General features: G+C 62.9%; 13 protein-coding genes and 1 other RNA gene. 9 read left to right on the forward strand and 5 right to left on the reverse strand.

Translation table 11 applies throughout. The annotated features are described in order from the left end of the window. The 4 genes from SHTP_RS28655 to smpB are packed head-to-tail and all read left to right on the forward strand — an operon-like array spanning position 1 to position 2,638. The gene (locus SHTP_RS28655) at positions 1–501 is read left to right on the forward strand and encodes an Rv3103c family proline-rich protein (protein WP_096370216.1); all 501 of its coding nucleotides are present in this window, start codon (positions 1–3) and stop codon (positions 499–501) included. Between the two features lie 44 nt (positions 502–545). Then, positions 546–1,235, forward strand: a complete 690-nt coding sequence (gene ftsE, locus SHTP_RS07575; RefSeq protein WP_011740377.1) for a cell division ATP-binding protein FtsE — start codon at positions 546–548, stop codon at positions 1,233–1,235. Then, positions 1,236–2,129: a permease-like cell division protein FtsX gene (ftsX, locus tag SHTP_RS07580; RefSeq protein ID WP_096370217.1), complete on the forward strand. Its 894-nt coding sequence runs from the start codon at positions 1,236–1,238 to the stop codon at positions 2,127–2,129. It abuts the gene before it with no gap. A gap of 2 nt (positions 2,130–2,131) precedes the next feature. Beyond that, complete coding sequence (smpB, locus tag SHTP_RS07585; protein WP_096370218.1) at positions 2,132–2,638, forward strand: SsrA-binding protein SmpB; 507 nt, start codon at positions 2,132–2,134, stop codon at positions 2,636–2,638. A gap of 33 nt (positions 2,639–2,671) precedes the next feature. Here the strand turns inward: smpB and SHTP_RS07590 are convergent, their stop codons facing one another. Next, positions 2,672–3,541 carry a hypothetical protein gene (locus SHTP_RS07590; RefSeq protein WP_172900521.1) on the reverse strand — a complete coding sequence of 290 codons (870 nt, stop codon included), beginning with the start codon at positions 3,539–3,541 and terminating at the stop codon, positions 2,672–2,674. Beyond that, on the reverse strand, positions 3,538–3,846 hold the full coding sequence (locus tag SHTP_RS28660) for a hypothetical protein (protein ID WP_231991717.1): 309 nt from the start codon (positions 3,844–3,846) through the stop codon (positions 3,538–3,540). The genes SHTP_RS07590 and SHTP_RS28660 overlap by 4 nt, the downstream gene beginning before the upstream one ends. Before the next feature lie 362 nt (positions 3,847–4,208). On the opposite strand from SHTP_RS28660, the gene SHTP_RS07600 reads away from it, so the two are divergent. Then, positions 4,209–5,411: an ISAs1-like element IS2404/ISMul1 family transposase gene (locus SHTP_RS07600; RefSeq protein ID WP_420872965.1), complete on the forward strand. Its 1,203-nt coding sequence runs from the start codon at positions 4,209–4,211 to the stop codon at positions 5,409–5,411. Here the strand turns inward: SHTP_RS07600 and SHTP_RS28665 are convergent, their stop codons facing one another. After that, a complete protein-coding gene (locus SHTP_RS28665; RefSeq protein ID WP_231991718.1) occupies positions 5,412–5,828 on the reverse strand; it encodes a hypothetical protein in 417 nt (138 codons plus the stop codon). Beyond that, positions 5,801–7,252 (reverse strand): putative alpha/beta hydrolase, encoded by a 1,452-nt coding sequence (locus SHTP_RS30330; protein ID WP_420866689.1) that lies wholly within the window; start codon positions 7,250–7,252, stop codon positions 5,801–5,803. Before SHTP_RS30330 ends, SHTP_RS28665 begins: the two co-directional genes overlap by 28 nt. A gap of 344 nt (positions 7,253–7,596) precedes the next feature. Here SHTP_RS30330 and SHTP_RS07610 point away from each other — a divergent pair, with 344 nt between their 5' ends. The 4 genes from SHTP_RS07610 to ssrA all read left to right on the forward strand — a co-directional run bounded on the left by SHTP_RS07610 (position 7,597) and on the right by ssrA (position 11,176). After that, the gene (locus tag SHTP_RS07610) at positions 7,597–8,832 is read left to right on the forward strand and encodes an ATP-binding protein (RefSeq protein ID WP_172900522.1); all 1,236 of its coding nucleotides are present in this window, start codon (positions 7,597–7,599) and stop codon (positions 8,830–8,832) included. Further along, a complete protein-coding gene (locus SHTP_RS07615; RefSeq protein WP_096370221.1) occupies positions 8,832–9,860 on the forward strand; it encodes a tetratricopeptide repeat protein in 1,029 nt (342 codons plus the stop codon). Before SHTP_RS07610 ends, SHTP_RS07615 begins: the two co-directional genes overlap by 1 nt. Positions 9,861–9,884: 24 nt before the next feature. Beyond that, positions 9,885–10,730 carry a maleylpyruvate isomerase family mycothiol-dependent enzyme gene (locus SHTP_RS07620; protein ID WP_096370222.1) on the forward strand — a complete coding sequence of 282 codons (846 nt, stop codon included), beginning with the start codon at positions 9,885–9,887 and terminating at the stop codon, positions 10,728–10,730. A gap of 78 nt (positions 10,731–10,808) precedes the next feature. After that, positions 10,809–11,176: a transfer-messenger RNA gene (gene ssrA, locus SHTP_RS07625) on the forward strand. A 154-nt stretch (positions 11,177–11,330) separates the two neighbouring features. Here ssrA and SHTP_RS07630 read toward each other — a convergent pair. Further along, positions 11,331–12,731, reverse strand: coding sequence for a PecA family PE domain-processing aspartic protease (locus tag SHTP_RS07630; RefSeq protein ID WP_096372373.1), 1,401 nt, complete (start codon positions 12,729–12,731; stop codon positions 11,331–11,333). Between the last annotated feature and the right edge of the window lie 108 nt (positions 12,732–12,839).

A 12,839-nucleotide genomic window follows, 5' to 3' on the forward strand; every position in this document is an offset into this window, starting at 1 on the left:
ATGAAAATCACATTTGTTCCTACCCGCTTGCGGCGCAGCGGTCAGTCGAACGGCAACCGCAAGCGCGGTACGCCCCGTCAGTTGTTCGGCGGCCGGATCCGTCTGTCAACGGTGGTACTGATGGTGGCTTTCTTGGCGGTGTGGTGGCTCTATGACACCTACAACCCGCAGCACTCGGCTGGAAAGACCACACCCCCCAGCCAGGTGGTACCGCCGGGCTTGGTGCCCGATCCGAACTACACCTGGGTGCCGCGCACCAGGGTGCAGCCACCGACCACGGCCACCCGGCCCACGCCCACCACCACATCGCCGACGCCGACTCCGACGCCGACCACGTCAACTCCGGTTCCCGGCCCCTCGGCGCCGCCGTGTCTGCTGCCGCCGCCGTTCTGTCCCGCCACTACGATCCCGCCAACACCGGTTCCGTCACCGTCGCAGACCCCTGAGCCGGAGCCGGGGCCGGTATCGTCGGGGCCGACTCCGACACCACCGGCCAGCTAATTTTCGCCTGCAGGCGAAGCGCACCGCTACACTGGCGTGCCGTGATGATCACCCTGGACCATGTCAGCAAGCAGTACAAATCGTCGGCGCGCCCGGCGTTGGATGACATCAATGTCAAGATCGACAAGGGTGAGTTCGTCTTCCTGATCGGTCCGTCGGGTTCGGGCAAGTCGACGTTCATGCGGTTGTTGCTGGCGGCGGAGACGCCGACATCCGGAGATGTGCGGGTGTCGAAGTTCCACGTCAACAAGCTGCGTGGTCGCAATGTGCCCAAACTGCGGCAGGTGATCGGTTGCGTTTTCCAGGACTTCCGGTTGCTGCAACAAAAGACGGTGTACGAAAACGTCGCGTTCGCCCTTGAGGTGATCGGCAAGCGTGCGGACGCGATCAATCGGGTGGTGCCCGATGTGCTCGAGACGGTCGGCTTGTCGGGCAAAGCCAACCGCCTGCCGCACGAGCTGTCCGGCGGCGAGCAACAGCGGGTCGCGATCGCCCGCGCCTTTGTCAACCGGCCGCTGGTGCTGCTGGCCGACGAGCCCACCGGCAACCTGGACCCAGATACCAGTAAGGACATCATGGATTTGTTGGAGCGAATCAACCGCACCGGGACGACGGTGCTGATGGCAACGCACGACCACCACATCGTTGACTCGATGCGGCAGCGGGTGGTCGAGTTGTCGCTGGGCAGGCTGGTTCGTGATGAACAGCGCGGTGTCTACGGGATGGATCGCTAAGTGCGCTTCGGCTTCCTGCTCAACGAGGTCCTGACCGGACTTCGTCGCAATGTCACCATGACGGTCGCCATGATCTTGACGACCGCGATCTCGATCGGCCTGTTCGGCGGTGGTCTGCTGGTGGTCCGCCTGGCGGAGAACTCGCGTGCCATCTATCTGGACCGCGTCGAAACCCAGGTGTTCCTCACCGACGACGTATCGGCCAACGATCCCAACTGCGATTCCGACCCGTGCAAGGCGTTGCGCGAGAAGATCGAAAAGCGCAAAGACGTCAAAGCGGTGCGATTCCTCAACCGCGCGCAGGCCTACGACGATGCCATCCGCAAGTTTCCGCAGTACAAGGACGTTGCGGGCAAGGATTCATTCCCGGCATCGTTCATCGTGAAGCTGGAGAACCCGGAGCAGCACAAGGACTTCGACTCCGCCATGCAGGGCCAGCCCGGGGTGCTCTCGGTGCTCAACCAGAAGGATCTGATCGACCGGTTGTTCGCGGTGCTGGACGGCTTGAGTAACGCCGCGTTTGCCGTGGCATTGGTCCAGGCCGTCGGTGCGATCTTGCTGATCGCCAACATGGTCCAAGTCGCCGCGTATACGCGGCGCACCGAAATCGGCATCATGCGATTGGTGGGGGCCAGCCGCTGGTATACCCAGCTGCCGTTTCTGATGGAGGCGATGCTGGCCGCGACGCTCGGGGTCGTCATCGCCATCGGCGGCCTGATAGTCGTGCGGGCGATGTTCCTGGAAAACGCGTTGAACCAGTTCTACCAGGCCAATTTGATCGCCCGTATCGACTATGCCGACATCTTCTTCATTTCCCCGGCCCTATTGGCGCTGGGCGTTGCGATGGCCGGGGCCACGGCGTACGTGACGTTACGGCTATACGTGCGGCGGTAGCGATGGCAGCGCAGTCGAAGCAGGCGAAACCGTCCGGCAAGCAGGGTGGCAAGAAGATCATCGCCACCAATCGCAAGGCTCGGCACAACTACTCGATCATCGAGGTGTTCGAGGCCGGTGTCGCACTGCAGGGGACCGAGGTGAAGAGCCTGCGGGAGGGGCACGCGTCGCTGGTCGACGCCTTCGCCACCGTCGACGACGGCGAAATCTGGCTGCGCAACCTGCACATCCCGGAGTACCTGCACGGCACCTGGACCAACCACGAACCGCGGCGCAACCGCAAGCTGCTGTTGCATCGCCGCCAGATCGACACCCTGTTCGGCAAGATTCGCGAAGGCAATTTCGCGCTGGTTCCGCTGTCGATGTATTTCCTCGACGGCAAGGTCAAGGTCGAACTCGCGTTGGCGCGCGGTAAGCGCGCCCACGACAAGCGTCAGGACCTGGCCCGGCGTGATGCCCAGCGTGAGGTGATTCGCGAACTGGGTCGCCGGGCCAAGGGCATGGGCTGACTGGCGGTGCGACCGTAAGCGTCGCGTTTGGGCTCACGCCGGGTTTGCGATTGGCCAGCCGGGGTAGGGGTGTTGCGTCGGGAAATCGGAGCGCGGGTGGACTCCATCGGCTAGAAACACGCGCCGCTGGGGTGGGTCGGGTGCTTTGGTGACACACGCGTTGGTGTCGGCTTGCCTGGTTGGCCATTGCGGTGGGGCAAGCCGCAGGGTGTCGGTCGGTCCGTGGATGGCGTAGCCGACGATCCGCCAGCGGTCGAACACATCTGTTGTCGGTGCGGGGGCCGGCCCCCGCTGAGGTGGCAACGGCGGGCTTGTGTCGGGTGCGGGGGCGGTCATTGCGACCCATTGCGCGAAAATGCCGCCGTCGGGATTGTGAGTGCCCAGAGGGTTGGTCGGATCGTTGCTGTATCGGCCATCTCCGATGTCGTAGGCGGTCCCGTAGTCCCATCCGCAGACCACGGCGGTGACCTGGCGGCCGGAGGTGTCGATACGCAGGATGTGGGAGCGGCCCGTACCTACGGCTGGATACGGGAGCGAACTGCTGTCGGGGCGTGGCTCAGGCCAGAGGTCTTGGGTGATGGGGGGTGGGTTCAGCGAATAGTCGGGCTCGGCTGGGTCGTTGGGTGCGACCGCGTGTTTGAACCCGGGGTAGACGTAGTCGATGTCGCCCATCTGGCTGGCAAGTGAGCGCGACTCCAGGTACGCGCGGATGACTACCGCAGGTCCGGTCACAAGGTCGATTCCCGGTTCCGCGCTCCACATTTCTCGTTCTTGTGCCAGCAGTCCGGTCCAGGGGACCTTTGATAGCGGCGGCGCGGGTTCCGAGTGACTGCAGCCGATGGCTGCCATCATGACAACGGGTAGCGTGGCCAGTGCTCGGGATACGCGACGTGTTGCGCTCATTTTTTCCATGGTTGTGGGTTGTGCACAACATTGTTGTAGTAGGTCGAAATATCGGAGTCGATCCGTGTCACCGTGTCGTTGCCGAGTGTCTGGCTTAGCGCGCTTGAAAGTACGCTGTCGTAGGCTTGCGGAGTATTCCTCTTGCGCCAATCCTCGTTCATCTCGGCATAGGTGGCAATTCGCATCGGGCCGTCAGGATGCTGCGGATCGACTGGGCGATATAGCTCCGGTTCCAATCCAGACAGCGGTTGGCCGGACGCCAGAAATCCGTCGAGCACCAGCCGCGGTGGGGTGGTGTGGGGCATGTCCGGAATCGACGTCGTGGTCGGCGCGGGACCGACGATGTCGTGCTCTATGGCCGTGCCGATGAGATTTGTTCCGCCGCCTACGATTCCCGCTCCGGGGATCGGCAGAGTGCCGACGCCGAAGGTGCCGCCCTTGAGGAGACTTTCGTAGGCTGATTTCTTCAGGTTGTATGCGGCCGTCAGATCGGCGTTGGAAGCGTTGTAGGTGCCGACGTCGATCAGGGCTCCGGCGTTGTTGATTAGCAGGCTTGTGAGCTGGGTTGATGATCTTTGGTGCCGCGCTATTGGGGCCGGAGTGTAGGCACGGGCTATCTGGAGAACGATCGAGTTGGTTACTGTTCGTCGTTGGTCTGGAGTTGCCCGTGCCTACCGTTTCAGTATTGCCTGTGTCGTCGGTTCCAGAGGTGTTCGACCGCTGGAGTCCTGGTGAGCGCAGCGAGCTCATCGGATCGGAGTTTCTCGATGTGTTGGCCTCGGTGCCAGACCCGAGGGACCCACGCGGTCGGAGGTATTCGCTGATGGCTTTGTTGGCGATCGCGGTTCTGGCCACTGCCGCGGGGATGCGCGGCTATGCTGGTTTTGCCACATGGGCGGCCACCGCTCCCGATGATGTGTTGGCCCAATTAGGGGTCCGGTTCCGGCGGCCCAGTGAGAAGACCTTCCGTGCTGTTTTGTCTCGGCTAGACCCCGCCGACCTCAACGCCAGGATGGGCAGTTACTTCACTGCACACGTGGCCAGCAGCGACCCCAGTGGATTGGTGCCGATCGCGTTGGACGGCAAGATGCTGCGTGGTGCTTTACGCGCCAAAGCGACAGCCACGCATCTCGTGTCGGTGTTCGCCCACCGTGCCCGATTGGTGCTCGGTCAACTCGCTGTCGCCGAGAAAAGCAATGAAATTCCCTGCGTACGTGCCCTGCTCACGCTGCTGCCGGGTAGCTTGCGGTGGCTGGTCACCGTGGATGCGATGCATACCCAGGTCGTCACCGCGAAGTTGATCTGCGCCACCTTGAAGTCGCACTACCTGATGATCGTCAAGTCCAACCAAGCCAAAATACTTGCGCGTATCACCGCGCTGCCCTGGGCCGAGGTGCCCGCAGCCGCTACCGACGACTCCCGCGGCCACGGCCGTGTCGAGACCCGCACCCTGCAAATCATCGCCGCTGCACGAGGAATCGGCTTCCCCTACGCAAAACAAATCATCCGGATCACTCGTGAACGCTTGATCACCGCCACCGACCAGCGCAGCGTGGAGGTGGTCTATGCCATCTGCAGCCTGCCGTTCGAGCACGCCCGCCCTACCGCGATCATGACCTGGATGCGTCAACACTGGGGAATCGAGAACAGCCTGCACTGGATACGCGACGTCACCTTCGACGAAGACCGTCAAAGGGCACATACCGGAAACGGCGCACAGGTCCTAGCAACGCTACGCAACACCGCGATCAATCTGCACCGCCTCAACGGCGCCGACAACATCGCCGAAGCCTGCCGGATCACCGCTTTGACCGCCAACCGCCGCCTAGACCTCCTCAATCCACAATTCCCCAGCTCACAAGCCTGCTAATCAACAACGCCGGAGCCCTGCGACGTCGATGAGCCCCTTCAATCTGGCCGCGTACTTGAGATCTTCGTCGTGATTGATCAGGTCGGGAACCTGGTTGGCCGCGGATTGAGCGAAATGCTTTTCAGCCTGGATGATATTGCGGTCGGCCGCGCCATTGAAATAATCCGAAGCCGACTTATCGGTACTCAGCACCGAGAAGATCCCTTTCGCCGCCGGCCAGGATTCGTTTTCTTGGTTCTCGGCCGAATCTGGGGTGGCAAAAAACTGGGAAAATTCATTGTGCTCGCCTGCGATGTTGGGTATGTATGGCGCCAGGCCGTGTGCGAAAGATTGGACCAGCTCGGGATTTGCTTCGCCCAGCGTGGTGGTGCTGAATCCGTTCGGCAAGTTCAGTAAGTCACCGGGGTGTTGGCCCAAGTAGCTTGCGTATGCATGTGCGGTTTTCCCCGCGAGCTCGGCTTCAGGCCCCCAGGGTTTTGCGTCCAGCTGAACAATGAGCCGATGCCCTTGCCGCCGTCGTCCCACCGATTGTGGGTCACATCGAACAAGAACTGATCGTGGCCACTGCCGGTAAGCAGGTCGGTCACCCTCACGTGATCGCGCCCGGCCACCCGGAATACATCGTCGAGGGTGCTCCGCTGGGCGCCATGGAGCAAACTATGGTCCACGATTTGCCCGTGTGGCATTTCTTCGTGGAGTTCTCGCGTGCCCCAGTCAAGCATGGCCTTGTCCAGCTCCGTGCCGTGCTGCAGTCTTGGGCTGCCATCACCGGCGACCTTGGCGATCTCCGCGATGTCGTTGGCCGAATTCGGGTGCGAGGGTTCGTTGAATGTGAGTGCGTTCTGCAAACTTTGCGGCAGTTGATTAAACCCGCCCTGCGTCGTTTCCGAACCCTCTTGGGCTCCTACTTTGGTATCGGTCTTGGGGAAATTGATGTTCGGGTTGCTCATCAACTGCCACGAGTCGCCGATGATGGCTCGCTCGACTCCCAGGCGTTGTTCGGCGGTCTTGAGCGCATCGACAGACATGCCATGCTCTTGAGCTTGTAGCTGGCTCAACACCGATGCCTGCTCCGCGTTTAGTGGCGTCTTTCCGGCCAGCTGATCCGGGGTGATGGAACCCAGCACCCCGCTGACGCGAGCGGCCGCTCCCAGGTCACCGGCAAGCGCGTCATGTACGTCTCGCTCGGCCTGGCGGGGCGTCTCTGCCTCATGGCCGTCGGCCCCCCGAACCCGAGCCGGGTCGTATCCATCGGCGGCGAGGTTGGTCTGTCCTTTTTGCAGAATGTCTGAGTAGCAGTTTCGGATTGAGTGCAGTCGTCTCAGGGCGTCCTCTGTGTCGCGGATTGCATCGTCTTCACACGCCGTGATGATGGCATCGAGTGCGTTTCTATCCGCCGCGCTGAGGTGGGGGTCCTTTTCCATCTCCATCGCCTGCGCGATCAGGTCATCAAGGTCCTGCAACTGAATTTCGAGGGTGGCGATTCTTCCGGCAGCGCCTTTTTGCGCCTCAGCCAGCGCTGCGGCGACCTCCTCCAGATGGGCTCCGATCTGGGGCAACTGCTCGGATTGAGCGCCCAGCGCCTGGGCTGTGCGCTGCACCTCGGCGGAATCGTTGATGGGGTTCTCGCCGTTCTGGTGATTCCAGGCCGCTTCAAAGCGTCGGCGGGCTTGCTCAAACGTAACGTTCGACTCGGCAGGGCTGCGTCCCGCAGCGTGAAACGCGGTTGCCAAGTCGGAAATCTGAGCTGGGCGACCAGCCTGGAGGCTTTGGTTGATCGCCCAGGGATCACCTCCGGCATAGGCGACTAGCGCCGGGACGCTTATGTACCTAAGCTGCATTGCCCCACCTCGAGCGTGGCTGTCCGCGCGCTGGGATTGGTTCGTGCGCTCGGAATGGAACAAACCCGAATTGATCAGCATCGCCGTCCCTTCTCGGCCCGGGGACACAGGATACTGTCGCGAGCCGGGTGGTCAATTCGCTTGGCGATGGCCGGTCGTGCGGCGCTACGGGCGCATTTCGCTCCGGCCGGGTCGACCTGACACCATCGGCCCAAGAGACAACCCCAATAGACAACACAGAGACCTGGATCTCGTTGTCGGTCGCTATCGAGGTGGGCGAACATGGACAAGGCATGGGCTGACTGGCGCGCACGCGCAAGCTGCGGTACGTACGGGAGATGGCGGTGACTGAAGACCCTGTGATTCGGGAGTTGTCCGCGGCGGTGGAGCGCAGCCCCGAGGTTGTCGAACTTCGGCTGCATCTGGCCGCGCTGTTGGCTGACAGGGGACGCCACGCGGAGGCGCTGGGGCATTGCAGTGCGCTACTTGCCAAGGACACCGCCAATGCGGAGGCGCTGAGCTTGTTGCAGCGTTGCAGCGCGGCGTTGGCAGCGCCTGTCGAGGTGGTGCCGGCGCAACAGCAACAGCACGCTCCCGACACTGCCGGCTTTGACTGGTCCAAGGCGGAAAAACAGGTCGCCGACATCATCGAGCCCGCATTCGTGGAGGCGCCCCCGGACGTCGTCGGCGAGGGCGATTTCGACGTGGTGCAGCGCAGCCAGGTCCGGTTGGCCGATATCGCCGGTATGGCCGATGCCAAACAGCAACTGGAGCTTTCACTGCTTGGGCCGCTACGCAACCCCGAGCTGATGAAGGCGTACAAGGTCTCCGCACGCGGTGGCCTGTTGTTATACGGCCCGCCCGGGTGTGGGAAAAGCTATCTGGCCAAGGCCGTTTCGGGGGAGCTGGGCGCCAGCTTCTACCAGGTGGGAATCGCAGATGTGTTGCATCGCTGGTTCGGGGACAGTGAACGCAGCATCCGCGCGGTCTTCGACAATGCCCGCCGCAACGCTCCGTGTGTGCTGTTCTTCGACGAAGTGGACGCGTTGGGGCATCGGCGTTCCGCGCTCAGCGGCAGTGCGGGTTTGCGCACGGTGGTCAACTCCATTCTCGAAGAACTCGACTCGGCGGCGTCCTCCAACGATGGCGTCTACGTGCTCGGGGCGACCAATGCGCCCTGGGACGTCGACCCGGCGCTGCGTCGGCCCGGCCGTTTCGATCGGATGATTTTTGTCGGCCTGCCCGACGCCGAAGCCAGGGCGGGCATCGTCCGCGTTCATCTGCGGGATCGGCCGGTCGCGGGGATCGATCCCCGGGCGATCGCCAACCGCACTGAAGGGTTTTCCGGCGCAGATCTGGCGCACATCTGTGACAGCGCAACCCAGATAGCGATGGCCGAATCGATGCGTGCCGGACAGGTTCGTCCGGTGATGATGGCAGACATCGACGCGGCTGCCGCACAGATCCGCCCCAGCACTGGGCCCTGGTTCGAGACCGCGCGCAATGTCGTCGAGTTCGCCAACAACGACGGAACCTACGACGACCTGGCAAAGTATCTGCGCCGTAGAAAGATTCGGTGATGCCAGGCCCCGCCGCCGATCAGCGCGACGAAGCCATCCACATCGCCAGCATCCACTGCGACACTGGGAATTACGAACGCGCCCGAGAGGTCTTGCGCAGTTCGTTGGCGCAAAACCCCAATGACCCGAACCTGTTGGCGCATCTGTCTCGGGCTGAATACCTGCTGGGCAACTACGACAATGCCGCGTGGAGCGCATACAGCGCGTTGGCGGCCGCGCCCGAATCGGAATTCGCCATGCGGCTCTACGCGGTATCCCTCGATCAGCTGGGGCGCAGCTGGGACGCCCTGTGCATGGCGTGGCGGGCGGTGCTGGCTCATCCCAATGAGCCCCTGGCGCATCGAACGTACGCGAGCTTATTGCAGAAGGCCTGGCAATTGCCCAACGCGCTCTATGCCATCGACCAAGCGTTACGGCTCGATCCCGGCAACGTCGACGCACACGTTCTGCGCGGCTCGATCTTGCACGACCTGCGCCGAATCGAGGAATCCACCGAGGCGTATCGAGCCGCATTGGCGCTGGACCCAGGCAACGCCGAGGCGCTCAACAATCTGGCTATCAACCGGCTTCGTCGGCGCAAATTTGCGCACGCGCTGCGCGGGTTTCTCGATGCGGCAGGCACCGACCCGGCCATAGGTGCGGTGGCCCGCCGGAACATCGGTGTGGTCCTGGAACGGGTGTTTCGCGGGGTGACGGTGGTTGCCGGGGTGCTCGCGTTCTTCGCCGCCATGGTGCTGAAGCTGAACGCCAAGGCGCAATCGACGGCGGGGCTGCGGGTGGTCACCGGAATTCTCACCGGGGTGCTGATCGTCGGGTTCATCTGGATGCTGCGCTCGGCGCCCCGTCGGGTACTGGCTTCGGCGTTGCGCGAACAGCGCCTGACCTATCTCCGGGTGCTGCACGCGCTACTGGCAGTGCTGGTCGGGGCGATTGCCGCCATCTTGGCCTGGCCCGCCGGCATCATCCCGGTGTGCGGCCTGCTGATATTGAGCGGGCTGCTGTTGTTCTGGGTCGGCCTCAGCTACTGAAGCTGACCGGCCTAGTATCCGACCATGGCCTCCCGACCCCTTACTGAACTCGATAAATCCGACGTATTGGCTGGGTTGTTCGCCGTGTGGGACTCCATCGACGCGCTGCTGGACGGGCTGCCCGAGGCCGATTGGCAGGCTAAGAGCCCGCTGCCGGGTTGGGATGTCAAGGCCGTCGCGGCGCACCTGATCGGGACCGAGTCTTTCCTGATGGGCGTCGCCGCGCCCGAGCCCGACGTCGACGTTTCCGCGCTGGGGCACGTGCGCAACCCCATCGGGGTGATGAACGAGTACTGGGTGCGCCACCTGTGCGGGGAGTCCGGTGCCAGCCTGCTGGAACGTTTCCGCAACGTGACCGAGAAACGGCGCAAGGCTCTCACCGACCTTTCCAACGAAGAATGGAATGCCGCGACCACCACGCCGGCCGGACCCGACAGCTACGGGCGGTTCATGCGGATCCGTGTCTTCGACTGCTGGATGCACGAGCAGGACATCCGCCACGCGCTGCAGCAGGAATCGTCCGACGAGCAGCTTGCGGGGCCGGCTTCGCGCCTGTCCCTCGACGAGATCTCGACCTCGATGGGGTTTGTGGTCGGCAAGCTGGCCAAAGCTCCAGAGGGCTCACGCGTCCTATTCGAGCTGACCGGACCGCTGACCCGCGAGATCCGCGTCAACGTCGAGGGTCGTGCGCAGGTCGTCGACGACTTCGGGGGACAAGAACCGACCGCGACGATCCGGATCGACGGCCTGCAGTTCACTCGGCTCGCCGGTGGTCGCCCGAAGAGTCCGGCGCGCAGCCAGGACATCGAATTCGGCGGCGACAAGGACCTGGCCGCCCACATCGTCGAGCGTCTCAACTTCGTGATCTGATCGGGAACATAATTCGGTTGCCGCTGGTTTTTCAGGGCGTACCATGGGTTGTCCTGCCGAAGATCGGCAGGGATGCGAGGGGCTGAACGGTTTCGACTTCGCGCATCGAATCAAGGGAAGCGTGCCGGTGCAGGCAAGAGACCACCGTAAGCGTCGATGCAACTAGATAAGCGCCGATTCACATCAGCGCGACTACGCTCTCGCTGCCTAAGCGACGGCTAGTCTGTCGGACCGGGAACGCCCTCGCCCCGGACCCCGGCATCAGCTAGAGGGATCAACCGATGAGTTCGGTCGCGGGGCTCATCGGGACATCAACAGCGACTGGGATCGTCATCCTGGCTAGTTCGCGTGACCAGGAGATCCGAGCAGAGACATAGCGGACTGCGCACGGAGAAGCCTTGAGGGAATGCCGTAGGACCCGGGTTCGATTCCCGGCAGCTCCACAACTGAATGGCGGGTCGTACGCCATAACTATCGCGTACGAACCATGCCTGATTCCCAAATCGGTTGCCGGTCATGGCTGTGGCCGGACCCGCAGGGTAGTTGGTGTCGACGCCACCCGCGCATTGTCGTGGCAACTGAACCTGCGCAAGCACCCGGTCACGGCGGCGGGTAGTTGAATACCACCGTCCCAACACCGCTCGGACTGTTCGAGATGTACACCGGGCCCAATGCGAAGGGCAGAAGCCCGGTATTCATTGGAATGTTTCCGGTGACTACCGGGCTGTCGGTGGCGGTCGTCGTGTAGGAGTACAGCAGCGTTTGATTGTCGTTCGTGGAGATGGAGATAACCGTTCCCGGAGGGACGACTCCGGATGTCTGTCCGGTCCCGAGAATGATCCCGGGAATCGTCCCGTGGTTTCCGCCGGAATCAACAATCGAGGTGACCGGATAATAGGTGCCGAGTGGGTCATAACCGCCGAACTGGACATCCAGGGTGGTGATCGGTACTCCGCTCACCGAGGTTATGGGTGTGCCTGTGTTGGGCCCGAACTGCATGTATCCCTGAGGAATGTTAATCAGTTCGCCCTCATTGAGTTGACCCGGCAGCGCCGTGGTCACGACGTTGCCGTGCCCTCCTGCGGCGGCGTTGATATTCGGTCCGATGCCCAGTACGCCGTGCCCCGTCGGGCCGAAGCCGTTCCCCATCGCAATCAGGGTCAGGCCTTGCAGAGATGTCGGGAACGGGAGGATGCCGACCTGAACGCTGGTCGGGGCAGTGACAGCCCCACTGCCGAAGTCCACTGTTGTGTTGAAATCGGCGTAGAGGATGTTGACCCCGTTGCCGTACCGAATCACATCGAATCCGGTGGGCAGGCCAAGGTTTTGTAATCCGATGTCCCAGATGGGGACGACAAGACCAGCAGATCCGATGTCAAGCAGCACAGGCACACTGGGCCCGCCGTTAATGGAGACATTTACCGCCGGAAAGTTGTTGTCGAGGTATAGCGGGACAGATGCGTTGACCCGTGACCCAGTGCCAGCGGGCCCGTTGTTGCCGTATAGCCAGCCGCCGAGGCCTCCTGGTCCGCCCGCCGCGTTGGGTCCTCCGGCACCCCCGGATCCGCCGTTGCCGATGAGCAGACCGCCAGCGCCGCCATTGGGGTTGGCTGCGGTGCCGTCGGCGCCGTTGCCGATGAGCGGGCGCCCGAGCAGGAATTCAGTGGGTGCATTGATGGCTCCCAGCACGTCGCGTCCGACCGTCTGCAACAGCGACGCGCTCTGTGCCTCAGCGGAGGCATATGCGCCGGACGCCGAGTTCAGCGCTTGCACGCACTGCTGGTTGAAAGCGCCGAAATGCCCACTCAGGGAATGATATTCGCGCGCGTGCCCCGCAAATAGCGCCGCAATTGCCGTTGATACTTCGTCGGCGGCAGCGGTTGCGAGAACGGTGGTTGGGCCGGCAGCGGCCCCATTGGCCGCTGCAAGAGTCGAACCGATGCTTTGTAGATCCTGCGCTGCCGATACCAACCACGGTGGGGCCACGCTCAGTTGCGCCACGCCAACCCCCTTCCTGTCATGGTTGTCCACGTCCCCGGCTGTCTCGTCGAGGTATCCCCAGTGATTCCGAGACAGTCGGCGCTCTTCGTCGTTTCCGAGTGCCCCAAT

The sequence above is a fragment of the Mycobacterium ulcerans subsp. shinshuense genome (genome assembly GCF_002355775.1).
GTDB classification, from domain to species: Bacteria; Actinomycetota; Actinomycetes; order Mycobacteriales; family Mycobacteriaceae; genus Mycobacterium; species Mycobacterium marinum.

What these genes read in the sequence shown, in the direction of transcription:
- SHTP_RS07620 (WP_096370222.1), top strand. Translation starts at nt 9,885, where the DNA reads ATGGCCTCCCGACCCCTTACTGAACTCGATAAATCCGACGTATTGGCT.
- SHTP_RS30330 (WP_420866689.1), bottom strand. Translation starts at nt 7,252, where the DNA reads ATGCAGCTTAGGTACATAAGCGTCCCGGCGCTAGTCGCCTATGCCGGA.
- SHTP_RS28660 (WP_231991717.1), bottom strand. Translation starts at nt 3,846, where the DNA reads ATGCCCCACACCACCCCACCGCGGCTGGTGCTCGACGGATTTCTGGCG.
- SHTP_RS07615 (WP_096370221.1), top strand. Translation starts at nt 8,832, where the DNA reads ATGCCAGGCCCCGCCGCCGATCAGCGCGACGAAGCCATCCACATCGCC.
- ftsE (WP_011740377.1), top strand. Translation starts at nt 546, where the DNA reads ATGATCACCCTGGACCATGTCAGCAAGCAGTACAAATCGTCGGCGCGC.
- SHTP_RS28655 (WP_096370216.1), top strand. Translation starts at nt 1, where the DNA reads ATGAAAATCACATTTGTTCCTACCCGCTTGCGGCGCAGCGGTCAGTCG.
- smpB (WP_096370218.1), top strand. Translation starts at nt 2,132, where the DNA reads ATGGCAGCGCAGTCGAAGCAGGCGAAACCGTCCGGCAAGCAGGGTGGC.
- SHTP_RS07590 (WP_172900521.1), bottom strand. Translation starts at nt 3,541, where the DNA reads ATGAGCGCAACACGTCGCGTATCCCGAGCACTGGCCACGCTACCCGTT.